A 25,929-nucleotide genomic window follows, 5' to 3' on the forward strand; every position below is an offset into this window, starting at 1 on the left:
TTTTCCAGTCTCCAAATGAGCAGCCGTCAGACCGCCGCCAGCGCCTGAGTAAGATCGGCGATCAGATCGTCCGGGTGCTCGACACCGATAGACAGCCTGACCGTGGTCTCCAGCACGCCGATGCGTTGGCGCACGTCGAACGGAATGCCCGAATGAGTCATGGCCGCCGGATGACTGGCAAGCGACTCCGTGCCTCCGAGGCTTACCGCCAGCTTGAATATCTGGAGGGCATTGAGAAATGCGAAAGCAGCCTTCTGTCCGCCTCTGATGTCGAAGGAGAAGGTCGAACCGGCGCCACTGCATTGTGCCCTGTAGGTACGGCCCGCTGGCGTGTCCTCGCCCAGGAAAGGCAGATAATGCACCTTCTCGACCTTGGCATGATCATGCAGGAATTCGGCGACAAGGCGCGCATTCTCATTCGCTCGCTCCATGCGGATCGACAGCGTCTCCAGCGAACGGCCGAGCATCCAGCAGGAATGCGGGTCGAGCTGTGTACCGATCGCACCGCGCAGCGCCTTGATCGGCTTGGTGACCGCCTTGCTGCCCATGGCGGCTCCCGCGATCAGGTCGGAATGGCCGCCGACATATTTGGTCAGCGAATAGACCGACACATCTGCACCGTGCTCGATCGGCCGCTGAAACACTGGGCCGAGCAGCGTGTTGTCGCAGACGATGATGGGTGCCGCGCCTTGCCTGGCACCGATCTCGTCGGCGATTGTCCGCATTAGCGCGATGTCGACCAGGCTATTGGTCGGATTTGACGGTGTCTCGATCAGGATGACCGAAACGCGCCCCTTCGCCACCGCGGCATCGGCCGCGGCGCGCACCGCTGTCTCATCGACACCATCTGCGAAGCCGGCAGCGCCGATGCCGAAGCCGGAAAGAGTGCGTGTCAGGAGCGTCTCGGTGCCGCCGTAGAGCGGCTGCGAGTGCAGGATGACGTCGCCCGGGCGGGCATAGGCGAGTAGAGTCGTGGCGATCGCCGACATGCCTGAAGAAAACAGGATGCAGGCATCCGTCCCCTCATAGATCGCCAGCCGGTCCTCGACGATCTCGCTGTTGGGGTGGTTGAAGCGCGAATAGACCAGCCCGGAGGCCGTGCCGCTCGGCGGTTCCTTTCGGCCGGAGGTGTAATCGAAGAAGTCGCGTCCCTCTTCGGCCGACTTGAATACGAAGGTCGAGGTCAGGAACACCGGTGGCTTGACGGCGCCCTCAGAGAGTTGCGGATCGAAGCCATAGCTCAGCATAAGTGTCTCCGGATGGAGCTTGTGGTTGCCGATATGGGTTTTCGACGGGCGTGGCGCGGTCATGGTTTTCCTGCCTTTTTAGAGGGTGTCGCGCAGCAATTTATGCGATCCCGATCCGCCAGTCCTTGCTATTCTTGGGTGCGCATGGCTGCATGTCAGCAATAAATCAGCTGAAGATGGAAAAAGTGCAGCAGAAGATAGCCGACGATTTTGACCTGAGGATTCTGCGTGAACTGCGAAGGGATGCGCGCATCACCAACAATGAGCTTGCCGAGCGGATCGGCCTGTCGCCGTCGCCTTGCCTGAGGCGCGTGCGGCGCCTCGAGGAAACCGGTGTGATCAGAGGCTACACCACGCTGGTTGATCCGGCCGCTTTCGGCTGGAGCATGGTTGCCATCGCCACCATCCGGCTCGGCCGCCAGAATGAGGACGAGATCGTCATGTTCGAGGACGCGATCCGCGGCTGGGACGAGGTGCTGGAATGCCACCTCGTCACCGGATCGCGCGACTATGTGCTCAAGGTGGTGACAGGCAGCCTCGAGCAGTATGAGCGCTTCATCAAGGAAAAGATCGCGCGACTGAAATGCGTGGCCTCGATCGAAACCAGCTTCGTCATGAACACCATAAAGGAACGGCGCCTCTAGGCCGAGGCGCCGTTCTCAAGGTCGGGATCGACCAGGTTTACTTGACCGCCTTGTCGGTGATGGCGGTGGTGTAGGCGCCTTTCGGCTCCTTGGTGATGATCTTCTGGTCGAGCAGCGCCTTGGCGGTGCGCTCGTAGGTCGCCGGGTCGAGCTTGCCGTCGGCATTGTCGATCAGCTTGGCGACTTCGCTCATCATCCGCTTCTGGTGGTTCTCGTCCTGGCCGCCGCCGTCCATGACGATGCTTGCCGCTTCGTCATTGTGGTCGATGGCATATTTCCAGCCCTTCATCGAGGCGCGCACGAAACGCACCATCTTGTCCGCGAAGGCCGGGTCCTTGAGCTTGTCTTCCGAGGCATAGAGCCCATCCTCGAGCAGGTCGTTGCCCATAGCCGAGTAGTTGAACACGGTCAGCTGTTCCGGCTTGTAGCCGGCGTCGATGAGCTGCCAGTACTCGTTGTAGGTCATGACCGAGATGCAGTCCGCCTGCTTCTGGATCAGCGGCTGCACGTCAAAGCTCTGCTTGAGAACGGTGACGCCGTCAGGGCCGCCATCGGTCTTCAGGCCGAGCTTGTTCATCCAGGCGTAGAATGGATATTCGTTGCCGAAGAACCAGACGCCGAGCGTGTGGCCCTTGAAGTCGGCTTCGGTCTTGATCGGGCCGTCCTTCGGGCAGACCAGTTCCATGCCGGCCTTCTTGAACGGCTGGGCGATGTTGACCAACGGCACGCCCTTTTCGCGGGCGGCCAGCGCGCCGCCCATCCAGTCGACGATGACATCGGCGCCGCCGCCGGCGATCACCTGCTCCGGAGCGATATCCGGGCCGCCCGGCTTGATGTCGACGTCGAGACCCTCGGCGTCATAGAAACCCTTGGCCTTGGCGACATAGTAGCCGGCAAACTGGGCCTGCGTGACCCATTTCAGCTGCAACGTCACCTTGTCGGCGGCCATTGCCTGGAACGCGGCAAGCGACATCGCGCCGGCCAGAACGGGAATAATCAGTCTTTTCATTTTTTTACCCTCTGAAGTTAGTGCCCTAAAACCCACCGCCCCTATCCACCACGGACAGAGGGATGCCAAAACGTGACGGCTCTTTCGACAAGAGCGACCACGCCATAAAAGACCGAACCCGCAAGTGCTGCAACTGCGATTTCGGCCCAGACCATGTCGATGTTCATCCGCCCGACTTCGGTCGAGATGCGGAAGCCCATGCCGACGACGGGCGTGCCGAAGAACTCGGCGACGATGGCGCCGATCAGCGCCAGCGTCGAGTTGATCTTCAGTGCGTTGAAGATGAAGGGCGCCGCGGCCGGCAGTCTGAGCTTGATCAACGTCGGCAAATAGCCCGAGGCATAGGTGCGCATCAGGTCGCGCTCCATATGGCCTGAAGCGGCGAGACCGGCGACCGTATTCACCAGCATCGGGAAGAAGGTCATGATGATGACCACCGCTGCCTTGGACTGCCAGTCGAAGCCGAACCACATGACCATGATCGGCGCGACGCCGATGATCGGCAGCGCCGAGACCATATTGCCGATCGGCAGGAGCCCGCGCCGCAGGAACGGCACGCGGTCGGCGAGGATCGCGGTGATGAAGCCGGCGGCGCTGCCGACGACATAGCCGAAGATCACCGCCTTGAAGATGGTCTGCCGGACGTCGGCGCCGAGCACCGGCAGCGAACCGGCGATGCGCGCGCCGATGGCGCTCGGCGGCGGCAACAGGATAAAGGGGATGCCGGCGCCGCGCGTCACCGCTTCCCAGATGATCAGGATCCAGGCGCCGAAGATGGCAGGGATGATCAGGCGCAGCGCGGTCCGTTCCCACTTGGCGGTGGCGCGCAGTGATGAAAGCCCCGCCACGCAACGCCATCCAAGCAGCCAGGCAGCCGCGAGCTGCAAGAAATACGGCGCCCGCGCCAGGCCTTCGAAGCCGGCAATGCCGCCAATCAGCAGCCAGGCCACCAGATGCGCGCCGATGAAAAGCACGACAGCCTCGACTATGGACGGCATTCTGGCCATTGAGATCAACGCAGCAAGAAGCAGCGCGCCGAAGATCAGCCAGCTTGTCGCCGCATAGGGATAGATCAACGTCCCTGCCGACTGCGCCAGCGGATCCACTTTTGGCGCGGCGATCGCGCCGAGCGCGACCGCGATCAGGCACAGGACAATCGCCAGTACCGCTTGCCAGGACGGTTTCAGCCAGTTCATGCCGGCCTCCCGCCCATGGCGCGATCGACCAGGCGTCCGGCGATGCCGACCACCATGACCAGCAGTGCGGCCACAATGGAACCGGCGACCAACGCCGACCAGATGTCGATGGACTGGCTGTAATAGGCGCCGGCGAGCAGCTTGGCGCCGATCCCGGCAACCGCACCGGTCGGCAGTTCGCCGACAATGGCGCCGACCAGGCTTGCCGCCACCGCCACCTTCATCGAGGTGAACAGGAATGGCACCGAGGCCGGCACGCGCAGCTTCCAGAACGTTTGCGAGGCGCTGGCATTATAGGTGTGCATCAGGTCGAGATACATGATCTCGGGCGAGCGCAGTCCCTTCACCATGCCGACCGTCACCGGGAAGAACGACAGATAGGTCGAGATCATCGCCTTCGGAATCAACCCGGTGATGCCGACCGCCGCCAGCACGACGATGATCATTGGCGCCACCGCCAGGATCGGGATGGTCTGCGAGGCGATGATCCACGGCATCAGGCTGCGGTCGAGCGTCGCCACATGCACGATCCCCACCGCAATGATGATACCAAGCGCGGTGCCAAAGGCGAAGCCGAGCAGCGTCGACGACAGCGTCACCCACGCATTGTAGACGAGACTGCGGTTCGAGGTGATGGGCCGCAGGAAAGTGTTCTCGAAGAAGTTCACCGCCACCTGATGCGGCGCCGGCAGCGTCGGTTTTGGCTGCACCAGCGTCTTGCCGATGAATTCGATTATCTCAGGCGTTTCATTGGCGCGGGTATCGAGATCGCGCTGGAACGGCGCGTTGAGGATGATGGCGCAGACGTACCAGAGCACGACCACGCCGGCCAGGATCGAGGTCACCGGGATGAGCTTGTCGCGGAAGGTGTCCATCAGGAGCGCTCCCCTTCTCCTCTCCCCGTTGGGGAGAGGACGAGCCTCATTCTCAGCCCCCTCAATCATCATAGCTGTGCCCTGCCCTCAGGCCATCGCGCACACGGGCCGCGATCGCCAAAAACTCCGGCGTTTCGCGGATGCCGAGCGGCCGCTCTCTCGGCAGCGTCGATTCGATGATGTCGCTGACGCGGCCCGGACGCGGCGACATGACGACGATGCGCGTCGAGAGATACACGGCTTCCGGAATGGAATGGGTGACGAAGCAGATGGTCTTGTTGGTGCGGCTCCACAGTTCCAGCAATTGCTCGTTGAGATGGTCGCGCACGATCTCGTCCAGCGCGCCGAACGGCTCGTCCATCAAGAGGAGATCCGCGTCGAAGGCTAGCGCACGCGCGATCGAGGCGCGCTGCTGCATGCCGCCGGAAAGCTGCCAGGGATATTTCTTCTCGAAGCCCGAGAGGTTGACGAGGTCGAGCGTGCGCTTGATGCGCTCCGCCTGCGCCGCCCTGGACAGGCCCATGATCTCCAGCGGCAGGGCGACATTGCGCTCGATCGTGCGCCACGGAAACAGCGCCGCGGCCTGGAAGACATAGCCATAGGCGCGTTTCTCGCGCGCCTGCTCTGCTGTCATGCCGTTGACCGAAATCGTCCCCGAGGTCGGCTTCTCCAGGTCGGCGATGACGCGCAGCAGCGTGGTCTTGCCGCAGCCCGACGGCCCGATGAAGGAGACGAACTCGCCCTTGCCGATGGTCAGGTCGACATTGGACAGCGCCTGCACCGGCCCGTCATTGGTCTGGAAGGTCAATCCGAGTTTGCTTGCCGCAACGACGGCTGGCGAAATTCCTGTCATCGGCTGTGGCCTGCCCGTTCCCGCCACTGGGGCGCCGGCCGGATTCCGATTGCTTTTATCGCGATGTTGTTTTCCACTCACCCAGTCCCATTGGTCTAGTCCCACTCGATCAGCGCCCGGAGTTTCCCCGATGTCGCCCAAACCCACTTGTCATCTTATCCGCCCTGAAAGCACTTATGAAGGCAAGCAGGGTCTGACCTATTTCGCCGGCATCGCCACCGAATCGGTCGGCTCCTCCGGCATCTGCATGCACGTGCTCACCATGCCGCCCGGTGCCCGCGCCAAGGCGCATCTGCATGAGAACCATGAAACGGCGATCTACGTGCTCTCCGGCGAGGTCCATACCTGGTATGGCGACCGGCTGGAGCATCACATCGTCGTCAAGGCCGGCGACCTTTTCTACATCCCAGCCGGCGTGCCGCATTTGCCGGCCAATCTCAGCAACGCCCCGTCTTCGGCCGTCATTGCCCGCACCGACCCCAACGAACAGGAAAGCGTCGTCCTGCTGCCGGAACTGGATGCGCTGGTCGCCTGAGATCGTCGAACGTGAAAGATTAGCCGTCATCGGCACCGGGACACTTCCCCGTAGACCGTGCCGTCCTCATCCGCGATGACCAGTTTCTTGGTGTTCTTCGCGCTGCGCTTGATCGTGAACTGGATTGGCGACTTGCCGTCTTCGCCTTCGGCTTCGCACTGCGCCTTCACCACCAGCGAACCGTCGGCCTGCACCTGCTTGTCAGTGAAGGTGCAGGCGCTGGCTATCGTGATGAATTCCTCGCCGGTGAGGAGCAGCATGTCCTCGGCATAGACTTCCTGGCCGTTCTTGTTGATGCAGCCAGACTTGTTGCCATAAGGCTTTGAGAGGTCGATGCCGGCCGCCAAGGCCTGGCCGGCGGCGAGCAGCGCGGCCGCCGCAATGACGAGACGAACGGCGGGCATACTCAGACCCCCGTCGCCGGGATGCCTGACCGTTCCACCTTGCGCGGCGCGGTGATCTCCTTCCAGGTCGACAGCGCCCGGTTGACCGCCGCGTTGGGCTCACGGCCGACGAACTGGCCATGGCCGGGCTTGGCCTTCACCTCTGCTTCCTCGATCGACAGTTCGCCGCGCGAGAAGACGAAGCGCGGCAGGCCGGTCACCTCGACGCCTTCGAAGACGTTGTAGTCGATGACCGATTGCTGCTTCTTCGAGGAGATCGTCTTTTTGCGTTTCGGGTCCCAAACGATGATGTCGGCGTCAGCACCTTCGACGATGGCGCCCTTTTTCGGATACATGTTGAGGATCTTGGCGATGTTGGTCGAGGTCACCGCGACGAACTCGTTCATCGTCAGCCGCCCGGTGTTGACGCCCTTGGTCCACAGCACCGGCATGCGATCCTCGAGGCCGCCGGTGCCGTTCGGGATCTTGGTGAAATCGCCGATGCCGTTGCGCTTCTGCTTGGTGGTGAAGGCGCAGTGGTCTGTCGCCACCACTTGCAGCGATCCCGCCTGCAGGCCTGCCCACAGCGAATCCTGGTGCAATTTGTTGCGGAAAGGCGGGCTCATCACGCGGCGGGCCGCATGGTCCCAGTCCTTGTCGAAATACTCGCTCTCGTCCAGCGTCAGGTGCTGGATCAGCGGCTCGCCGAACACCCGCATGCCCTTCTGGCGCGCCCGGCGGATCGCCTCGTGGCTCTGCTCGCAGGAGACATGCACGACATAGAGCGGCACGCCCGCCATATCGGCGATCATGATGGCGCGGTTGGTCGCCTCGCCTTCCACTTCCGGCGGCCGCGAATAGGCGTGGCCCTCGGGACCGTTATTGCCGGCGGCCAGCAGCTTCTGCGAAAGGGCCGCGACCACATCGCCATTCTCGGCATGCACCAGCGGCAGCGCGCCAAGGTCGGCGCAGCGCTGGAACGACGCATACATCTCATCGTCGTCCACCATCAATGCGCCCTTGTAGGCCATGAAGTGCTTGAACGAGGTGATGCCCTTGTCGACCACGGTGGCCATCTCGTCGAACACCTGTTTGCTCCACCAGGTGATGGCCATGTGGAAGGAATAATCGCAGGCAGCCTTGGAGGTCTTGTTGTCCCACATCTGCAAGGCTTCGAGCAGCGATTGCTGCGGCGCCGGCAGGCAGAAATCGACCACCATGGTGGTGCCGCCGGCAAGGGCGGCGCGCGTGCCGGATTCGAAATCGTCGGCCGAATAGGTGCCCATGAACGGCATCTCGAGATGGGTGTGCGGGTCGATGCCGCCCGGCATGACATAGCAGCCGGTGGCGTCGAATTCATGGTCGCCACCCAGGTCCGAGCCAATAGCGACGATCTTGCCCTGGCTGAACAGCACGTCGGCCTTCCAGGTGCGGTCGGCGGTGACGATGGTGCCGTTCTTGATGACTTTGGTCATTTTGTTGTTCCCTTGTGCTGTCGCGCTTCTTGCGAGCGCTTGCTCGATTCAGATCGGTTCAGGACCGAAAAGCCGTCTCTACATTACTCCAACTTCTCTCAATATCTCCTCGATGCACCCATCGAAAGAGTTCGCCAGATCTCCGGTCGAAAACCGCAACACACGATAACCCTGTCGGCCAAACCATGCATCGCGTATCCGATCCTTCTCCATTTGCTCCGGTGTGAAGTGATGCTCTCCATCCACCTCGATAACGAGGCTCTTCCCATGCAGAACAAAGTCAGCAACGTAAGGGCCGATGGGCGCCTGCTTTCTGGCATGTAAACCGTAGAGTCGGCGGAACTCTTTCAACTCGGACCAGAGCTTGCGCTCGCCCTCCGTCATGTTCCGGCGCAAGACTCTTGCACGTTTGATGGCGGCAGGATCAATTCCGGTTGGTGCCAAGAGTACCCCCACCCTCAATCCCTCCCCACAAGGGGGAGGGAGGCTTGGCGTCGCGCTATCACAGCTGAACCCTACAAAGTTTTCGCCATAGGCGCCGGCATAGCTGGTCTCCCTCCCCCTTGTGGGGAGGGTTAGGGGTGGGGGTACGGCGCTGACATCTCAAGCTTCGATCCCCGCCGTCTCCACCACCGCATGGAACAGCACGTCGGCGCCCGCCGAGGCCCATTCCTTGGTGATCTCCTCCGCCTCGTTGTGGCTGAGCCCATCGACGCAAGGGCACATCACCATGGCGGTCGGTGCGACGCGGTTGATCCAGCAGGCATCGTGGCCGGCGCCGGAGACGATGTTGCGATGGGTGTAGCCAAGCCGTTCGGCGGCGTCGCGGATTGCCTTGACGCAGCCGGCATCGAAGGTCACCGGATCGAAATGGCCGACCTGCTCGATCTTGTATTGGATGTCGAGCGCATCGCAGATCGTGTCGATGCCTTCGCGGGTGCGGCCATCCATGGCGTCGAGCACTTCCTTCTCGGGCGAACGGATGTCGATGGTGAACACGGTGCGCCCGGCAATGATGTTGCGCGAGTTAGGATAGACCTCCATGTGGCCGACCGCACCGACGGCGTCGGGCTGGTAGTCCATGGCGATCTCGTGCACCAGTTCGATGACGCGCGCCATGCCGAGCCCGGCGTTGCGGCGTTTGGGCATCGGTGTCGAGCCGGTATGCGCCTCCTTGCCGGTCAGCGTCACCTGCAGCCATTTCAGGCCCTGGCCGTGGGTGACGACGCCGATGTCGATGCCTTCGTCTTCCAGGATAGGCCCCTGCTCGATATGCAGTTCGAAGAAGGCGTGGATCTTGCGATCGCCGACCTTCTCGGTGCCTTTCCAGCCGATGCGCTCCAGTTCCTCGCCGAATTTCTTGCCGTTCTTGTCGGTGTGCTCATAGACATCGGCCTGGTCGAGCACGCCGGCGAACACGCCGGACGCCATCATGGCCGGCGCGAAGCGGGCGCCCTCCTCGTTGGTCCAGTTGGTGACGACGATCGGATGCTTGGTCTTGATGCCGAGATCGTTGAGCGAACGCACGACTTCCAGCCCGCCGAGCACGCCGAGCACGCCGTCATACTTGCCGCCGGTCGGCTGCGTGTCGAGATGGCTGCCGACATAGACCGGTGGCAGGCTGGGATCGGTGCCTTCCCTGCGCGCAAACATGGTGCCCATCTCGTCGACGCCCATTTCCAGCCCGGCGGCATCGCACCAGCGCTTGAACAGGCGCCGGCCCTCGCCGTCCTCGTCGGTCACCGTCTGGCGATTGTTGCCGCCGGCAATGCCGGGCCCGATCTTCGCCATCTCCATGATCGAATCCCACAAACGGTCTGAATTGATTCGCAGATTCTCGCCGGGTGCGGCCATTCAAAACCTCTCCAATTGCGCGGCGTCCCCCTCCCCCTCGAGGGGAGGGTGGCCGCGAAGCGGTCGGGTGGGGTCGCCTGACATAAGCTCGACCTTCCCTTTGACCACCTGCGCGACATGCCAGGCGCTGTTTATGACATCGGGCTCGTCAACGCGGAAGATATCGAACCCGAGCGAACGCAGATAGGCATCGCGCACGGCGTCGTGCCGCTTGCCCCTTTCATACTCGTGCAGATCGCCATCCACCTCGACCACCAGCTTCACACCGAAGCAGGCAAAATCGACGATATAAGGCCCGATCGGGCACTGGCGGCGGAATTTGATGCCGGCCGATTTCAGCTCGCGCAGTTCATACCAGAGCAGAGATTCGCCCTTGGTCGCGTGAACTCGAAGCGCGCGCGCCTTCTGGCGCATTTCGAAGCTCACGCGGGTACGGGGCATCAGCGGCAGCCTCGCGGCAAGAGGTCAGGTCGGCGCCCGGTCGTACCGACCCCACCCGACCGCTTCGCGGCCACCCTCCCCTCGAGGGGGAGGGATATCCGCGCCCAGTTCTTCAATCGATCGACCTCAGCACTTCGCGCACGTGGTCGATCAGCTCGTTGATCTGGCCCTTGGTGATGATCAGCGGTGGCGACAATGCGATGATGTCGCCGGTGGTGCGGATCAGCGCGCCGCGCTCGAAGGCCTTGACGAAGGCCGAGAAGGCACGCTTGGTCGGGCTGCCGGCGATCGGCGCCAGTTCGATCGCGCCGATCAGGCCGATGTTCCTGATGTCGATGACATGCGGCTCGCCCTTCAGCGAATGCAAAGCGTCTTCCCAATAGGGAGCCAGTTCCTCGCCACGGGTCAGCAGGCCCTCTTCCTTGTAGGTGTCGAGCGTGCCGAGTGCGGCCGCACACGCGACCGGATTGCCCGAATAGGTGTAGCCGTGGAAGAACTCGATCATATGCTCGGGGCCGGTCATGAAGGCGTCGTGGATCTCCTTCTTCACGAACACCGCGCCCATCGGGATGACACCGTTCGAGACGCCCTTGGCGGTGGTCATGATATCGGGCGTGACGCCGAAATAGTCGGCGGCGAATGGTGCGCCGAGACGGCCGAAACCGGTGATGACCTCGTCGAAGATCAACAGGATGCCGTGCTTGGTGCAGATTTCGCGCAGCTTCTCGAGATAGCCCTTCGGCGGCAGGATGACGCCGGTGGAACCGGCGACCGGCTCGACGATGACGGCGGCGATGGTCGAGGCGTCATGCAGGGCGACGATTCGCTCCAGCTCGTTGGCGAGCTCCGCGCCATATTCCGGCACGCCCTTCGAGAAGGCGTTCTTTTCCGGCAGGTGCGTGTGAGGCATGTGGTCAACACCGCCGAGCAGCGTGCCGAACATCTTGCGGTTGGTGACGATGCCGCCGACCGAGATGCCGCCGAAATTGACGCCGTGATAGCCGCGCTCCCGGCCAATCAGGCGGGTGCGCGAACCCTCACCCTTCACACGGTGGTAGGCGATCGCCATCTTCAGCGCGGTCTCGACCGATTCCGAACCGGAATTGGTGAAGAACACGTGGTCCATGCCCTTGGGCGCGATGTCGACCAGGCGGTTGGCGAGTTCGAAAACGATCGGGTGGCCCATCTGAAAGGCGGGCGCGTAATCGAGCTCGGCGGCCTGGTGCTGGATCGCCTCGGTGATCTTGGGCCGGCAGTGGCCGGCATTGACGCACCAGAGCCCGGCGGTGCCGTCCAGCACCTTGCGGCCATCGCTGGTCGTGTAATGCATGTCCTTGGCGGACACGAACATGCGCGGCGCCTGCTTGAACTGCCGGTTTGCCGTGAACGGCATCCAGAATGCGCTGAGATCGTTCGGCGTGACTTTCAGCCGGTTGGACATGACCAAGACTTCCCCTTGTAACCTGTTTCGGTGCGTCCAACGCTTGGTCTTTGCGGCGTTTTCATGCTACGCAAATTTTTGACCGATTGGACAAACGTTAGCACCGCCCTGTCGGCGGTCAAGGGATTACTAGCGGAAATGCGGCTCCTGAAGTGCGTTCCACAGCCCGGGGAAAAACTGGTCCAGAGAATTGGTCCAGATGACCTTGAACGCGAGATTTGGCAACGCGAGGGTCGGCAACGGTGAACACCGGCACGGAAGCCCCTCGCCGCACCCGCATCCAGCAGGAGAAGCGCGAACTGATCCTGGAGGCCGCCCTCGAGGTGTTCTCCACCAACGGCTTCCGCGGCTCGACCATCGACCAGATCGCCGAAGCAGCCGGCATGTCGAAGCCGAACCTGCTCTATTATTTCCGCCGCAAGGAGGACATTCACGAGACGCTGATGCAGCGCCTGCTCGACACCTGGCTGGCGCCGCTGCGCGAGCTTGACGACATCGGCGATCCCATGACCGAACTCAGGAGCTACATCAGGCGCAAGCTCGAAATGGCGCGCGATTTCCCGCGCGAGAGCCGCCTGTTCGCCAACGAAATCCTGCAGGGCGCGCCGCGCATCATGCCGCTCCTGGCCGGTGAGTTGAAAACGCTGGTCGACGAGAAGGCCGGCGTCATCAAGGGCTGGATGCGTGCCGGCAAGATCGCCAGGACCGACCCCTGGCACCTGATCTTCTCGATCTGGGCAACGACGCAGCACTATGCCGATTTCGACGTCCAGGTCCGCGCCGTGCTTGGACCGAACCGTGGCGGCGACGGCCGCTTCGAGGATGCCGCAAGGTTCCTGGAGCAATTGTTCCTCGAAGGACTGAAGCCGAAGGCCTGACGCTCGGCGGTTCAGGCGCTGCGCCGCTCAGCCGGCAGCGCGTCCAGCAATGTCTGCAATTTGGCAATCGAGTTCTGCTCGGCGAGCGGCGTGTAGACGATCACCCGCATGTCGGAACCATCGTCGATCGACAGGGTCATATGTTCGAAGGCCATCGCGCCGGCCGTGGGGTGCCGGACGTGCTTCAGGCCGGTCAGCCGTCGCGCCACGTCCCGTCGGGGCCACCAGTCGCGGAACTCCGGGCTCGAGCGCATCATCAGCGCGATCAGCCGATCGAAATCCGGGTCGCCGACATATTTGGCGCTTTCGGCGCGAAACGACGCGAGCACCACGCGGGCAAGCTCCTCCCAGTCGACCAGCAAGCGGCGGTGGTGCGGATTGGTGAAGACCATATGGACGATGTTGCGGGCATCGCCCTCCAGCAGGCCATAATCGCCGAACACCGCGACTGCCGCCGGGTTCCAGGCGAGCACGTCCCAGCGCCGGCCGACGACATAGGCGGGCTGCAGGACAAGGCTCTGCAGCATGTGCAGCAAGGGGCCGTCGACCTTTTCCGGCGCGGCCACGCGGCGCTCCGGCTGTTGACGGCCGGCAAGGATGAACAGATGCCGTCTCTCGATGGCGTCGAGGCGCAATGCCTCCGAGAGCGCCGTCAGCACCTCCGCCGAGGGCCTGACGTCCCTGCCCTGCTCCAGCCAGGTGTACCAGGTCGTGCCGACGCCGGCGATCAGCGCTACCTCCTCGCGGCGCAGGCCTGGCGTGCGCCGCCGCGCACCGCAGGCAATGCCTGCGGTCTGAGGCGAGAGTCTCTCGCGCCGTGAACGCAGGAAAGCGCCAAGCTCACGCCGGCGGCTGTCTTCAGCGGAATGTGTGGGAGCATCCATGGCCGCTATTATAGCAGTATTGATACCAGGATAAAGTTTGAACTGTTTGACGCTTGCCTGCTGCCCCATCTTCTATGCGGAGCAACGAAATGGAGGCTCCGAACATGGACTTGAAAGACAAGACAATCCTCATCACCGGCTCGACCGACGGCGTCGGCCGCGTCGTGGCGCAAAAGCTGGGTGCCGCCGGCGCCCGCATCCTGGTGCACGGCCGGGATGCCGCGCGCGGCAAGGCGGCGGTCGGCGAAATCGAAGCCGCTGGCGGCAAGGCCGAGTTCTTCGCCGCCGACCTTGCCTCGCTGGCCGAGGTTCGCCGCCTTGCCGAGGCCGTGCGTGAAAAAACCGGCCGGCTCGATATCCTCATCAACAATGCCGGCATCGGCACAGCCGGCGAGGGCGCGAAGCGACAGGTCAGCGCCGACGGCTACGAGCTGCGTTTCGCGGTCAATTATCTCGCCGGCTTTCTGCTGACCTCGGAGCTTCTGCCGCTGCTCAAGGCGAGCGCGCCGGCGCGCATCGTCAATGTCGCCTCGGCCGGCCAGCAGGCGATCGACTTCGGCGATGTCATGCTGACCCATGGCTATAGCGGCGTGCGCGCCTATTGCCAGAGCAAGCTGGCGCAGATCCTGTTCACCGTCGATCTGGCCGAGCAGCTCAAAGGCAGCGGCGTCACCGTCAACGCGCTGCATCCGGCGAGCTACATGAACACCACCATGGTCCGGCAGGCAGGTGTCACGCCATGGAGTTCGGTCGAGACCGGCGCCGACGCCATCGTCAATCTTGCCACCTCATCCGCGCTCGAAGGGCGCAGCGGCCTCTATTTCGATGGCCTGCGCGAATCGCGCGCCGACGCCCAGGCCTATGACGCCAAGGCACGGCAACAGTTGCGAAGCCTGAGCCTCGACCTTGTCGGCCAGGCTCGCTCAAAATCGAAGGAGCAGCATTCATGACCGATAGGATCGAACACACAGTCATCATCGGCGGCTCGTCTGGCATCGGCCTGGCGACCGCGCGAAAACTGCTTGGCCCGGGAATGAAGGTGACCATCACCGGGCGAAACCAGGACAAGCTCGTCAGTGCCTGGAAAAGCCTCGGCGGCGCGGCCGACAAGGCTGCTTTCGATGCGGCGAACCCGGACGAGGTCCGTCAGTTCTTCGAGCGCCTCGGCCCGTTCGATCATCTCGTCCTGGCGGCGAGCGGCGGCAAGGGCCTTGGCCCGTTCCACGCCCTCGACCTTGCCGACATCGGCAGCGGCGTCGATGAAAAGGTGCGGCCGCAGCTCTCGTGTCTGCAGGCCGCCTTGCCGACGCTGAACAAATCGGGGTCTGTCACCTTCATCTCGGCGGTCTCGGCTCAGCTCGCCACGCCTGGTGTCGCCGGCATTGGCGCCATCAATGGCATGCTGCTGACCGTTGCACCGATCCTGGCGATCGAGCTGAAGCCGCTGCGCGTCAACGTCGTCGCTCCCGGCGTCATCGACACGCCGTGGTGGGATTTTCTGCCCGACGAGCAGCGGCAGGCGGTCTTTACCGAATATGCCGGCAAGACGCCCGTGGGCAGGATCGGACGCGCCGAGGACGTCGCCTCGGCGATAGCCTTTCTCGTCTCCAACGGCTTCGTGACTGGCCAGGTGCTGACCTGCGACGGCGGCCTGCGGTTCGCGGCGTGACCTCAGCGCTTCAGAGCAACTGCGCGATCAGCGTCAGAAAACCGCCGCTCAGCGCGACATTGCCGACGAAGCCGTTGATGCGCGCTGCCCGGTCGGGGCCCTGATGGTCCCAGAAATTGTGGAACATCGGTGTGGCGACGATCAGGAACAGCACCAGCACCGCGCAGGCGAGCGCGGTGCAGAGCCCGGCCATCACCAGCACCCCGGCAATGATCTGCAGGACGATGCCGGCCCACAGCGCCAGCCGCGCCTGCGGCACGCCGCGTGTGGCCATAAGCCCCGTGAGGAAGGCGGCGTTCTGGATGTTGCGTAGGCCGGCGAAGACAAAGCCGCCGCCGAGCAACAGGCGGCCGAGCAACAGCAAGATCGAAGGCAAATCGGCGGGCATCAAACGGTCCCTTGAAAACAATCGGGAGCGCCGCCTCCTCGGCGGCGCTCCCAAACACAATCGGACATTCAGGCAGCCTTGGCGGCCGGCATCGGATGAATGGCCTGGAACGGGATGCAAAGCCGGTTCCAGGTGTTGATCATGCCGAGCGCGACGGAGAGCTTGACCAGTTCCTCTTCCGAGAAATACTCCAGCGTGCGTGCATAGAGTTCGTCCGACACACCATCGTTGGCGATCAGGGTCACGGCCTCGGTCCAGGCGAAGGCGGCGCGTTCGCGCTCGGAGAACAGCGGCGATTCCTTCCAGGCCGACACCAGATAAAGCCGCGGTTCGGTCTCGCCGTCGCGCCTGGCCTCGCGGCTGTGCATCTCGACGCAGAAGGAACAGCCATTGATCTGCGAGGCCCTGAGCTTGATCAGGTGCAGCAGGCTCACCTCGAGCCCGCATTCGTCGACCGCTTTGTTGAGCGCCGACACCGCCTTCATGATCTCGGGCGCCTTGGCGAAAAATTGCAGCCTCTGTTTCATTATCTCGTTCCTTTCACGTCGTTGGGGTTTAGACTTTGGTTGTTGGATTGGGTTTCTGCGGCCGCTGATGGCGCTCGACGAAGGCGCAGCTCGCCGCAAGCGATCTCGGATCGCCCTCTGCCGCGTAAGTCGCCACGATGTCGGACAGCTTGGTCTCGGCAAGCGCTGCCCGATAGGCGGCCTCGGCCTTCAGCATCGCTGCATTGATGCCGCACGGTTTGACATAGGCCGAGGCATCGAGCTTGACCGGACCGTTGCGGCGGATTTCGCCACAGCGAAATGCCGGTTCGCGTCCTTCGACCGCCAGCACGATGTCGAGCAGCGTGATGCGTTCCGCCGCCCGCGCCAGCCGGTAGCCGCCCGCCGGACCCGGCACCGACTCCAGGATACGCGCCGCGGTCAGCATGTTGAGATGCTTCAGCAGGTAACTCGGCGACAGTCCAAAGGACTCCGCAAGAGCAGCGCCCGGCATGGTGCTGTTACCCTCGACGCTGGCCAGCGTGGCCGCGCAATGGATGGCCGCTTCGACGCCCTCGCCGAGTTTCATGATGCCGATCTCCTATTTATGGATAAGTTTTATCGTGGATAGATTTTATCTGCAATAGGAAAATTAAAAAACGGCACCCGAAGGCGCCGTTTTTTGTCGATTATCTCTGCCCCTACTCCGCAGCCACTTTGGCCATCGGGTTGTTCGGATGCGTGGTCCAGTTGGCGTAGATCGGCGACACCGGCTTGCCGGTGCGCTGGTCCATCACGCCGGCGGCCAGCGGCTCCATGGTGATGCAATTGTCGACCGGGCAGACATTGACGCACAGATTGCAGCCGACACACTCGGCCTCGATGACCTCGAAATGCCTGACGCCATCGACCATGCTGGTGATCGCCTGGTGCGAAGTGTCCTCGCAGGCGATGTGGCAGCGGCCGCATTTGATGCAGGCATCCTGGTCGATACGCGCCTTGGCGACATAGTTGAGGTTGAGATACTGCCAGTCGGTGACGTTGGGCGTGGCGCGGCCGATGATGTCGTCGAGTGTGGCGTGCCCCTTCTCGTCCATCCAGTTTTCGAGACCCGCGATCATCTCCTGCACGATCTTGAAGCCGTAGGTCATCGCCGCCGTGCAGACCTGCACATTGCCGGCGCCAAGCGCCATGAATTCGGCGGCGTCGCGCCATGTGGTGATGCCGCCAATGCCCGAGATCGGCAGGCCGCTTGTTTCGGGATCGCGCGCGATTTCGGCCACCATGTTCATGGCGATCGGCTTCACCGCCGGGCCGCAATAGCCGCCATGCGAGCCCTTGCCGTCGATGGTCGGCTGCGGCGCGAAACTGTCGAGATCGACGCCGGTGATCGAGTTGATGGTGTTGATCAGCGACACCGCGTCGGTGCCGCCGGCATGCGCCGCGCGCGCCGGCTTGCGCACGTCGGTGATGTTGGGCGTCAGCTTGGTGATGACCGGCATGCGGGTGTTCTGCTTGCACCAGCGCACGACCATCTCGATGTATTCCGGCACTTGGCCGACGGCCGCACCCATGCCGCGCTCCGACATGCCGTGCGGGCAGCCGAAATTGAGCTCGATGCCGTCGGCGCCGGTCTCCTCGACCACCGGCAGGATCGCCTTCCAGGCCTCCTCGACGCAGGGCACCATCAGCGAGACGACGATGGCGCGGTCAGGCCAATCCTTCTTGACCTGCTTGATCTCACGCAGATTGACCTGCAAGTCGCGGTCGGTGATCAGCTCGATGTTGTTGAGACCGAGCAGGCGCCGGTCGGCGCCCCAGATCGCGCCGTAGCGCGGACCGTTGACGTTGACGACCGGCGGCCCTTCCTCGCCCAGCGTCTTCCACACCACACCGCCCCACCCTGCCTTGAAGGCGCGGACGACGTTGTAGGCCTTGTCGGTCGGCGGCGCCGAGGCCAGCCAGAACGGATTGGGCGATTTGATGCCGACGAAATTGTTGCGGATGTCAGCCATGACAGGTCCCTTTCAACCGAGACGAAGGAGCATTTCCACGGGTGCAAGAATGCCGCCTTCAAGCGCGGCGGTGAGATTGGCGATCTTGGTGTGGGCGTCCTCGCCCATGACGAGGCCGACGCCGGGCGGCGGCTTCTTGCCGTCCGCTTGTGCGGCGGCCATTCGCGCACGCATCGTGGCGAAGAATTCGATGGCGAAGGCCCCGCGCGGCCGCTCCGATGTGACGGAGAAGCCCGCGGCGGTGGCGGCCGATCGATAGTCGTCGGGCGTGGCGACGAAGGACATGGTTTTATCAAATGCCCATGGCAGCGGATAAGTCAGCGCGCCGGCCTTCAGCCGCATCACATCATAGACGGCAAACACGCCGCCCGGCCGCAGCACGCGCGCGGCCTCGCTCATCAGCTTCGGCTTGTCGGAAAGGTTCATGCCGACATGCAGGATCATTGCCGCATCAAAGCTGGCGTCGCCGAACGGCATGTCCAGCGCGCTGCCCTGCACGAAGTGCGTCCTGTCGGCCATCCCCGTGCGCTTCGACAGGCTGGTCGCGACATCGACATAGCTCTGTGTGAGATCAATGCCGGTGACATCGGCATCTGTACTGTTGGCGACAAAGCGGGCCGGACCACCTATACCCGATCCGATGTCAAGAAGCCTACCGGCCGGCTTCAAACCCATCTGATCGACGAGTTCCCTGGTGGCGGCCACGCCACCAATGTGGAATTCGTCAACCGCTTCGAGATCGCTGACGCGCAGATGGGCAACGTCCACGCCTGTATCGGCGAGCGCGGCAAGGATCCGCTCCTCGAGACCCGATATGTCGTAGTGACGGGCGATGCCCGGTTCCACCGTGGCCATGGTCCTTATCCCTGCGTCAGACTCCTGTGGATGCTTTCCGCCGCGTCGCGCCCCTGCGCCACGGCCGAGACGGTGAGGTCGTCGCCGCCAAGGATGCAGTCGCCGCCGGCCCAGACTTTCGCCAGCGAGGTGCGCCCCTCCGCATCGACCTTGATGCGGCCGGCCTCCAGTTCGATCGACGCCCCGCTGCCGTTGAGGGCGGCCGGGACAAAACTCTGGCCGATGGCCTTGAACACCTGGTCGGCAACCAGCGTCAGCGTCTCGCCGGTGCCGGCAAGCCTGTCGCCGCTGAGCGCGGTATATTCGAGTTCGATGGCGCTGACCTTGCCGCCTTCGGCGATCACCCGCCTCGGCTGCAGCCAGTGGCGGATGGTGACGCCGTTGGCGGCCGCCAAATCCTGCTCGAACTCGGAGGCGTTCATATGCTCCTGGCCGCGCCGGTAGCAGATGGTCACCTCCTCGGCGCCAAGCAATTTCGACTGCACGGCGGCGTCGATCGCCGTCATGCCGCCGCCGATGACGACGACGCGGCGGCCGACCGGCAGGCTGGAGAGATCGCTGGCCTGGCGCAGTTCGGCAATGAATTCCACCGCATTGGTGACGCCGTCGGCGTCCTCGCCATCGGCGCGCAGCGCGTTGATGCCGCCCAGCCCCATGCCGAGAAACACCGCATCGTAATTGCGGATCAGGTCGGAGAGCTGATAGTCGCGGCCGAGCGTCTTGCCGTTCTGGATGTCGATGCCGCCGATCGCGGTGACATAGTCGACCTCGGCCTGGGCGAAATTGTCGACGCTCTTATAGGCGGCGATGCCGTATTCGTTGAGGCCGCCGGCCTTCGGGCGCGCTTCCAGGATGGTCACGTCATGGCCGTGACGGGCGAGCCGGTGCGCGGCGGCAAGGCCGGCCGGGCCGGCACCGACCACGGCGACCGTCTTGCCGGTCGGCGTGGCGCGCGGGTAAAACTGCTTGTTCTCGCTCATCGCCACGTCGGTGGCGTAGCGCTGCAGCCGGCCGATCTGCACCGGCTTGCCTTCCGCCACCTCGCGCACGCAGACCTCTTCGCACAGCGTCTCGGTCGGGCAGACGCGGGCGCACATGCCGCCCAGTATGTTCTGGTCGAAGATGGTCTTTGCCGAGCCGATCGGATTGCCGGTCGATATCTGGCGGATGAACAACGGGATGTCGATCGAGGTCGGGCATGCGTTCATGCACGGCGCGTCGTAGCAGAAATAGCAGCGGTCGGATTCGACCAGCGCCTCGTGATGATCGAGCGGCGGATGCAGGTCGGAAAAATTATCCGCGTACTGGTCGGCCGCAAGCCGGCCACCGACAATGCCCTCTTTGAACTGACCTTCTGGCATTCTCAGTTCCCCTTCTTTTTCGTTTTGGGGAAGGCTAGCACGTTTTATTTTTTTATCAATTGGTCAATTTTCTAGCCAAGCCTCTGAAAAGCCATGGTAAAAAGATGATTTTTTTACTCATGTTATGGTGCGGGCGATGCTTCTGGCAACACCGACGAATGGCCGGGATCGAGGGCCCGGTCATGGATCGACCGAACCTCGTCAGCGACCAGTTCCTGCAACCGCCACAGATTGCGGTCATGAATGCCGAACGCTTCGAGGTGGCTGACCGTGTTGTAGAGATATTCGGCACCGGACCCGATATGGCCGCAAGCCCTGGCCAATACGCTTGCCACTTTGTCCAGCGGCTGGCCCAGTGACGTTCCACGGCCCTTGACGCCCGCCCAGAAACCGAGCGCCCGCAGCGCGCCTTGCGCCGTATGCACCGGCAGCCATCTGACCGAACTGACACTCTCGTGGTCACTGATCTCTCGCCGCAGCAGCCTTTCGACCTGGGCCGGTTTCTCACCCTCCGGCAAGCGGCAGATCACGCCGTTGCATCGGCCGCCCCGTTCGAGCGCCATCATCAATCCCGGCTGCTCGGCGCTGCCGCGCCAACGCACCATGTCGAGACAGAACGAGCGGTGCCAGCCGAAGGCAGTCGCGAGCCGTTGCTCGACGGACTCGAATTCCGGCTTCCAGATCAGCGATCCGTAGGCGAACACCCAGAGCGGCCCCTCGTCGGCTTCACCGGAAAGCCGCATGGCAAGCGCCCGGAAATCCTCGTCGTTCAACTGCGTCCAGCTGAGGTCCGGGCCGGGATCGGCCTCCGGCCGATGGCACATGGCGACAAGCTCGGGCGTGAGCGACATCTGGCGCATGAAACGGCAACCCCTCGTTGTCGCAGAGAAATCGAAAACCGCGAGGCACGCAAGCCGGGAAACCGCTTGGTCCCCTCTCGTTGCCATTTTCTGGTTCGGCTGTCGGATTTTCGTCTCGAAGATCGTCCTATGATGGATCGGACCACGATCGATGCCTGAACGGTGAGGAGACCGACCATGCCAAAAACCCCGATGCCTTTCTTCTGGTACGAGCTGATGACATCAGACCTCGATGCTGCCGAGGCCTTCTATACCAAGGTTGTCGGCTGGACCGCGCAGCCCTTCGACAAGGCCCCCGGCATGCCGCGCTACATCGTCATGAATGTCGGCGAGCGCGGCGTCGGCGGCCTGATGACGATGCCCAAGGATGCCGCCAAGATGGGCATGCCGCCCGCCTGGCTCGGCTATATCCACACTAGGGATGTCGATGCTGCCACGGCATCCCTTGAGAAAGCCGGCGGGTCTGTCCACCGCCGGCCCGAGGACATTCCGGGCGTCGGCCGCTTTGCCGTCGTCGCCGACCCGCAAGGCGCGACCTTCATGTTCCTGCAGCCGAACGGCCCGGACCAGCCCGTCGTGCCGGCCAGCACGCCTGGCCATATCGGCTGGCACGAGCTTTACACGACCGATTGGAAGGCCGCGTTCGATTTCTATTCCGGACAGTTCGGCTGGGCCAACGCCGGTGATTTCGACATGGGCCCGATGGGCACCTACCAGACCTTCACGGCCGGTCCCGAATCCGGCGGCGGCATCATGAACAAGCCCGCCCAGATCCCCGTCCCGGTCTGGCAGTTCTATTTCAACGTCACCGGCATCGACGACGCAGCCAAACGCGTCACCGACAATGGCGGCAAGATCCTGATGGGGCCGATGGAGGTCCCCGGCGGCAGCTGGATCGTGCAATGCCAGGATCCGCAAGGCGCGCATTTCGCCTTGATGGCGCCGGTACGCTGACGGGAATCGACACCTCGCGGCAATAACGAACCGGCCTTTCATCGCAGCGCCGATGAAAGGCCGTTTCAACTATTTGGCGCGCCAACTATTCCGGCGTCAGCACCGCGACCTTCAGATCCGCCTTTTTCGCGCCGCTGAACTGGACCGTGGCTTGGCCAGGCGCAAGCTTGAAGCGCACGCTCTTGCGGATACCTGGGCAGGTCTTCACGCCGCTGTAGCCGGACGATTTGACGACGTGGCCGTCCTGGATCACATCGATCCAGGCCTCGCCCGACAGGCTGATCTGGATGGTGCCTTCCGGCGGCACCGCCACGCTGGCGACGGCGCCAAACGTGCCCGCTGCCGGGGCATGTTCGGGCGGCACCGCGAATCCGGCTTTCTCGAACGGCACCAGCGCCAGGTCTGCGGCAGCACCGACCGCCAGGGACGCCCCTGCAGGTGCCGCCGGTGGCGCGGCAAACAGCGCCTGTTCCCGCGTTACCGGCCATTTGAAGGCCTCGCAGCCGGCGTCCTCGGCTAAGGCGAAGCTGGTGCCTGCAAGGATTGCGAATAGGCTGACGGCGACTTTTTTCATGGCGAAGGAATCCACATTTTTTTGAGTGTCCATATCAATACAACCATAGCGATACTAATGCAACCTTGACGAGAACAATATCAAAGGTCAAACTGGGGAACATTTCCAATCACCGATTGTTGATGGCTTGCCAGGGGATGTGAATGGTCCATTGCCGGGCGACAATTTATGGCCGGGCCGGGAGGGTGAAACGGAGTTTCAGATGAAGCTTTTCGAAAACCTCGCCCGATACCAGCCGCAGGCGCTCGGCGTGCTGCGCATCATCACCGCCCTGCAATTCATCGAGCATGGCAGCCAGAAGCTATTCAATTTCCCGGTAAGCGCCGAACCCCATGCCCTCGGCGGACTGACGCTGACAGCCGCCATCCTCGAATTCGCCGGCGGCATTCTCTTGGCGCTCGGCCTGCTCACCCGCCCGGTCGCGTTCCTGCTGGCCGGCGAAATGGCGATCGCCTATTTCATGGCGCACATGCCGCGCGACTTCTTCCCCGTCAACAATGGCGGCGATTCGGCGATCTCCTTCTGCTTCATCTTCCTCTATCTGGTGTTTGCCGGCGCCGGCGCCTTCGCACTCGACAACCGATACAAGGCATGATCCCCATGCGGGCGCTTCACCCCCGCATCCGTTCGAAATTCGCATCGAACAGCGGCGCGGCTTGCATGCGCGCCGCATGGCGCTTGCCCAAAAGCTCGATTTCGAAGCCGTCGCTCTCGTCGGCAATCTCCTTCGGCACATAGCCGACGGCGACAGACTTTTTCGAATGATGGGCATAGCCGCCCGACGTCACCCAGCCGCGCACCGCGCCGCCGAACCAGATCGGCTCGTCGCCGATGACATCGGCATCGTCGGCATCGACGATGAAGCTGCGCAGCCGCAATTTGCCGCCCTGCTTGCGTTCTGCCAATGCCGCCGCCTTGCCGATGAAATCCGCCTCCTTGCCATAGGCGACGAAGCGGTCGAGCCCGGCTTCCAGCGGCCCATAGATCGGCCGGTATTCGCGGCCCCACGAGCCATAGTTCTTCTCCAGCCGCAGCGCGTTGAGTGCGCGCGAGCCGAACAGGCCGATGCCGAACTCCTCGCCCGCGACCATCAACGCGTTGAACGCCGCGCGCTGGTATTCCGGCGCCACCCAGATCTCGTAGCCGAGATCGCCGGTGTAGCTGACGCGGCCGACCAGGCACGGCGCCATGCCGATATCCATCTTGGCCACCGCCATGAAGGGAAACGCCGCGTTGGAGATATCCGCTCGGCTGACCTTGGCCAGCACTTCCCGCGCCTTTGGACCGGCGATAGCGAGGCCAGTGAGCTTGGCTCCCAGCGCCTCGACGCGAACAGAGCCGTCATCGGGCAAATGTCCCTCGAACCAGCGCATATGGTATTGCTCGGCGATGCCGGAGCCGGCGAGAAACCAGCCATCGCTGCCCAGATTGGCCAGCGTGAAATCGCCGATCAGCCTGCCATCCTGCTTCAGCATCGGCGCCAGCGTCATACGGCCGGGCTTCGGCAGCTTGCAGGCGAGCATGCGGTCGAGCCAGGCCGCCGCTCCCTCACCCGTCACCTTGTATTTGGCGAAGCTCGAAATCTCCGACAGGCCGACGCCGCCGCGCACTGTCTCGACCTCCGTGGCGACATGGGTGAAATCGCTGGAACGCCGCCAGGAGAACTCGTCCTTGACGCCCTCGGGCGCGTACCAGAGCGGCACTTCCAGCCCATAGGCGACGCCGAACTGGGCGCCCTTGGCCGACAGCAGGTCGTAGACCGGCGTCGTCTTCAGCGGCCGTCCGGCGGGCAGTTCCTCATTGGTGAAGCGGATCGAAAAGCGCCTGGAATAGTTCTCGCGCACCTTGGCGTTGGTGTAGGCCATCGTCGCCCAGTCGCCGTAGCGCGCCACATCCATGGCCCAGATATCGGCGCCGGGATCGCCCTCGATCATCCAGTTGGATAGTGCCAGGCCGACGCCGCCGCCCTGGCTGAAGCCGGCCATCACGCCGCAGGCGACCCAGAAGCCCGGCAGCCCGCGCACCGGCCCGACCAGCGGATTGCCGTCGGGCGCGAAGGTGAAGGGCCCGTTGATGATCTGCTTGATGCCGGTGTTCTGGAAGGCGGGGAAATGCCGGAAGCCGACCTCAAGCGACGGCGCGATGCGGTCGATGTCGGGGGCCAGCAGTTCGTGGCCGAAAGTCCAAGGCGTCTGATATTCGGACCACGGCTTGTTGGCCTTCTCATAGGTCCCCATCAGCATGCCGCCGCGCTCCTGGCGCAGATAGAGCTCACCGTCGAAATCGACGGCGTGGATGATCTCGGTTCCGGTTTTCTGGTTCCAGGCGGCGACCTCCGGCATGTCCTCGGTGATCAGGTACATGTGCTCCATGGCCAGCACCGGAAGTTCGAGACCGACCATTCGGCCGACCTCGCGCGCCCACAGGCCGCCGGCATTGACGACATGCTCGGCCACCACCTCGCCCTTGTTGGTGATGACGCGCCACATCCCGTCGGGCCGCCGCACGATGTCCTCGACCTTGGTGAAACGCTCGACCTCGGCGCCGAGCTTGCGTGCGGCCTTGGCATAGGCATGGGTGACGCCCGAGGGATCGAGATGGCCGTCCTCCTTGTTGCGCACCGCGCCGACGAACTGCTTGGGGTCGAGCAGCGGCATCAGTTCGGCCGCCTCTTTAGGCGAGATTTCTTCGAGATCGATGCCGAGATAGCGGCCTTTGGCGACGACGCCGCGCAGCCAGTCGAGCCGCGCTTCCGTCGCGGCGAGCAGCACGCCACCGGTCAGGTGCACCCCGGTCGCCTGGCCGGAAAGCTCCTCGATCTCCTTGTAGAGGTTGATCGTGTATTTCTGCAGTTTGGCGACGTTCGGATCGCCATTGATCGTGTGCATGCCGCCGGCTGCGTGCCAGGTCGAGCCGGAGGTCAGTTCGTCACGCTCCAGAAGCACGACGTCGGTCCAGCCATGGCGAGCAAGATGGAACAGCACCGAGCAGCCGACGACGCCACCGCCAATGACCACGACCTTTGCATGCGATTTCATGGGTTTCTTCTCTGC

The 25,929-nt window shown here is 63.3% G+C and carries 28 protein-coding genes; 7 read left to right on the top strand and 21 right to left on the bottom strand.

The features are described from left to right. Window positions 1-26 precede the first annotated feature (26 nt). On the bottom strand, window positions 27-1,310 hold the full coding sequence (locus JT360_RS02260) for a cystathionine gamma-synthase family protein (RefSeq protein WP_214469858.1): 1,284 nt from the start codon (window positions 1,308-1,310) through the stop codon (window positions 27-29). A gap of 122 nt (window positions 1,311-1,432) precedes the next feature. Between JT360_RS02260 and JT360_RS02265 the strand changes: the two genes are divergently transcribed. Next, window positions 1,433-1,891: an Lrp/AsnC family transcriptional regulator gene (locus JT360_RS02265; RefSeq protein WP_214470105.1), complete on the top strand. Its 459-nt coding sequence runs from the start codon at window positions 1,433-1,435 to the stop codon at window positions 1,889-1,891. A gap of 37 nt (window positions 1,892-1,928) precedes the next feature. Here JT360_RS02265 and JT360_RS02270 read toward each other — a convergent pair whose 3' ends face one another. The 4 genes from JT360_RS02270 to JT360_RS02285 all read right to left on the bottom strand — a co-directional run bounded on the left by JT360_RS02270 (window position 1,929) and on the right by JT360_RS02285 (window position 5,824). Beyond that, window positions 1,929-2,900 (bottom strand): ABC transporter substrate-binding protein, encoded by a 972-nt coding sequence (locus JT360_RS02270; protein ID WP_214469859.1) that lies wholly within the window; start codon window positions 2,898-2,900, stop codon window positions 1,929-1,931. Between the two features lie 41 nt (window positions 2,901-2,941). Next, window positions 2,942-4,096, bottom strand: coding sequence for an ABC transporter permease (locus tag JT360_RS02275; RefSeq protein ID WP_214469860.1), 1,155 nt, complete (start codon window positions 4,094-4,096; stop codon window positions 2,942-2,944). Then, window positions 4,093-4,971 carry an ABC transporter permease gene (locus JT360_RS02280; RefSeq protein WP_214469861.1) on the bottom strand — a complete coding sequence of 293 codons (879 nt, stop codon included), beginning with the start codon at window positions 4,969-4,971 and terminating at the stop codon, window positions 4,093-4,095. Before JT360_RS02280 ends, JT360_RS02275 begins: the two co-directional genes overlap by 4 nt. Before the next feature lie 61 nt (window positions 4,972-5,032). Next, the gene (locus JT360_RS02285; RefSeq protein ID WP_214469862.1) at window positions 5,033-5,824 is read right to left on the bottom strand and encodes an ABC transporter ATP-binding protein; all 792 of its coding nucleotides are present in this window, start codon (window positions 5,822-5,824) and stop codon (window positions 5,033-5,035) included. Window positions 5,825-5,954: 130 nt separating this feature from the next. Here JT360_RS02285 and JT360_RS02290 point away from each other — a divergent pair, with 130 nt between their 5' ends. Continuing rightward, the gene (locus tag JT360_RS02290; RefSeq protein WP_015317160.1) at window positions 5,955-6,359 is read left to right on the top strand and encodes a cupin domain-containing protein; all 405 of its coding nucleotides are present in this window, start codon (window positions 5,955-5,957) and stop codon (window positions 6,357-6,359) included. 26 nt (window positions 6,360-6,385) lie between these two features. Here the strand turns inward: JT360_RS02290 and JT360_RS02295 are convergent, their stop codons facing one another. From JT360_RS02295 to aptA, 6 genes are all read right to left on the bottom strand, one after another. Further along, entirely contained in the window at window positions 6,386-6,763 is a 378-nt protein-coding gene (locus JT360_RS02295; RefSeq protein ID WP_214469863.1) for a hypothetical protein, read from the bottom strand. Between the two features lie 2 nt (window positions 6,764-6,765). Then, the gene (gene hydA / locus JT360_RS02300) at window positions 6,766-8,217 is read right to left on the bottom strand and encodes a dihydropyrimidinase (protein ID WP_214469864.1); all 1,452 of its coding nucleotides are present in this window, start codon (window positions 8,215-8,217) and stop codon (window positions 6,766-6,768) included. A gap of 78 nt (window positions 8,218-8,295) precedes the next feature. Beyond that, complete coding sequence (locus JT360_RS02305) at window positions 8,296-8,661, bottom strand: endonuclease domain-containing protein (protein WP_214469865.1); 366 nt, start codon at window positions 8,659-8,661, stop codon at window positions 8,296-8,298. 159 nt (window positions 8,662-8,820) lie between these two features. After that, complete coding sequence (locus JT360_RS02310) at window positions 8,821-10,071, bottom strand: Zn-dependent hydrolase (protein WP_214469866.1); 1,251 nt, start codon at window positions 10,069-10,071, stop codon at window positions 8,821-8,823. Beyond that, window positions 10,072-10,512: an endonuclease domain-containing protein gene (locus JT360_RS02315; protein WP_214469867.1), complete on the bottom strand. Its 441-nt coding sequence runs from the start codon at window positions 10,510-10,512 to the stop codon at window positions 10,072-10,074. A 112-nt stretch (window positions 10,513-10,624) separates the two neighbouring features. Then, complete coding sequence (gene aptA / locus JT360_RS02320; RefSeq protein WP_214469868.1) at window positions 10,625-11,953, bottom strand: omega-aminotransferase AptA; 1,329 nt, start codon at window positions 11,951-11,953, stop codon at window positions 10,625-10,627. 242 nt (window positions 11,954-12,195) lie between these two features. Here aptA and JT360_RS02325 point away from each other — a divergent pair, with 242 nt between their 5' ends. Beyond that, window positions 12,196-12,831, top strand: a complete 636-nt coding sequence (locus tag JT360_RS02325) for a TetR family transcriptional regulator C-terminal domain-containing protein (RefSeq protein ID WP_214469869.1) — start codon at window positions 12,196-12,198, stop codon at window positions 12,829-12,831. Window positions 12,832-12,842: 11 nt separating this feature from the next. Here the strand turns inward: JT360_RS02325 and JT360_RS02330 are convergent, their stop codons facing one another. Continuing rightward, window positions 12,843-13,715, bottom strand: a complete 873-nt coding sequence (locus JT360_RS02330) for a helix-turn-helix transcriptional regulator (RefSeq protein WP_214469870.1) — start codon at window positions 13,713-13,715, stop codon at window positions 12,843-12,845. 104 nt (window positions 13,716-13,819) lie between these two features. On the opposite strand from JT360_RS02330, the gene JT360_RS02335 reads away from it, so the two are divergent. After that, window positions 13,820-14,665: an SDR family NAD(P)-dependent oxidoreductase gene (locus JT360_RS02335; protein ID WP_214469871.1), complete on the top strand. Its 846-nt coding sequence runs from the start codon at window positions 13,820-13,822 to the stop codon at window positions 14,663-14,665. After that, complete coding sequence (locus JT360_RS02340; RefSeq protein WP_214469872.1) at window positions 14,662-15,384, top strand: SDR family oxidoreductase; 723 nt, start codon at window positions 14,662-14,664, stop codon at window positions 15,382-15,384. The genes JT360_RS02335 and JT360_RS02340 overlap by 4 nt, the downstream gene beginning before the upstream one ends. Window positions 15,385-15,394: 10 nt before the next feature. Here the strand turns inward: JT360_RS02340 and JT360_RS02345 are convergent, their stop codons facing one another. From JT360_RS02345 to JT360_RS02375, 7 genes are all read right to left on the bottom strand, one after another. After that, window positions 15,395-15,772 carry a DoxX family protein gene (locus tag JT360_RS02345; RefSeq protein ID WP_214469873.1) on the bottom strand — a complete coding sequence of 126 codons (378 nt, stop codon included), beginning with the start codon at window positions 15,770-15,772 and terminating at the stop codon, window positions 15,395-15,397. A 68-nt stretch (window positions 15,773-15,840) separates the two neighbouring features. Further along, window positions 15,841-16,299 carry a carboxymuconolactone decarboxylase family protein gene (locus JT360_RS02350; protein ID WP_214469874.1) on the bottom strand — a complete coding sequence of 153 codons (459 nt, stop codon included), beginning with the start codon at window positions 16,297-16,299 and terminating at the stop codon, window positions 15,841-15,843. A gap of 28 nt (window positions 16,300-16,327) precedes the next feature. Then, window positions 16,328-16,846 (bottom strand): RrF2 family transcriptional regulator, encoded by a 519-nt coding sequence (locus JT360_RS02355; protein WP_214469875.1) that lies wholly within the window; start codon window positions 16,844-16,846, stop codon window positions 16,328-16,330. Between the two features lie 112 nt (window positions 16,847-16,958). Next, window positions 16,959-18,272: an NAD-dependent dihydropyrimidine dehydrogenase subunit PreA gene (gene preA, locus JT360_RS02360; protein WP_214469876.1), complete on the bottom strand. Its 1,314-nt coding sequence runs from the start codon at window positions 18,270-18,272 to the stop codon at window positions 16,959-16,961. 12 nt (window positions 18,273-18,284) lie between these two features. Continuing rightward, window positions 18,285-19,127, bottom strand: a complete 843-nt coding sequence (locus JT360_RS02365) for a class I SAM-dependent methyltransferase (RefSeq protein WP_214469877.1) — start codon at window positions 19,125-19,127, stop codon at window positions 18,285-18,287. A 5-nt stretch (window positions 19,128-19,132) separates the two neighbouring features. Next, the gene (locus tag JT360_RS02370) at window positions 19,133-20,488 is read right to left on the bottom strand and encodes an NAD(P)-dependent oxidoreductase (RefSeq protein WP_214469878.1); all 1,356 of its coding nucleotides are present in this window, start codon (window positions 20,486-20,488) and stop codon (window positions 19,133-19,135) included. A gap of 122 nt (window positions 20,489-20,610) precedes the next feature. Then, window positions 20,611-21,348 (bottom strand): gamma-glutamylcyclotransferase, encoded by a 738-nt coding sequence (locus tag JT360_RS02375; protein ID WP_214469879.1) that lies wholly within the window; start codon window positions 21,346-21,348, stop codon window positions 20,611-20,613. 177 nt (window positions 21,349-21,525) lie between these two features. On the opposite strand from JT360_RS02375, the gene JT360_RS02380 reads away from it, so the two are divergent. Next, window positions 21,526-22,302: a VOC family protein gene (locus JT360_RS02380; protein WP_214469880.1), complete on the top strand. Its 777-nt coding sequence runs from the start codon at window positions 21,526-21,528 to the stop codon at window positions 22,300-22,302. A gap of 85 nt (window positions 22,303-22,387) precedes the next feature. Here JT360_RS02380 and JT360_RS02385 read toward each other — a convergent pair whose 3' ends face one another. Next, window positions 22,388-22,876, bottom strand: a complete 489-nt coding sequence (locus JT360_RS02385) for a hypothetical protein (RefSeq protein WP_214469881.1) — start codon at window positions 22,874-22,876, stop codon at window positions 22,388-22,390. 202 nt (window positions 22,877-23,078) lie between these two features. Here JT360_RS02385 and JT360_RS02390 point away from each other — a divergent pair, with 202 nt between their 5' ends. Beyond that, window positions 23,079-23,471: a DoxX family protein gene (locus JT360_RS02390; protein ID WP_214469882.1), complete on the top strand. Its 393-nt coding sequence runs from the start codon at window positions 23,079-23,081 to the stop codon at window positions 23,469-23,471. 16 nt (window positions 23,472-23,487) lie between these two features. Here JT360_RS02390 and JT360_RS02395 read toward each other — a convergent pair whose 3' ends face one another. Then, window positions 23,488-25,914 (bottom strand): GcvT family protein, encoded by a 2,427-nt coding sequence (locus JT360_RS02395; protein WP_214469883.1) that lies wholly within the window; start codon window positions 25,912-25,914, stop codon window positions 23,488-23,490. Between the last annotated feature and the right edge of the window lie 15 nt (window positions 25,915-25,929).

This window comes from Mesorhizobium sp. dw_380, from assembly GCF_018588885.1.
In the GTDB taxonomy this organism is placed as follows: domain Bacteria; phylum Pseudomonadota; class Alphaproteobacteria; order Rhizobiales; family Rhizobiaceae; genus Mesorhizobium.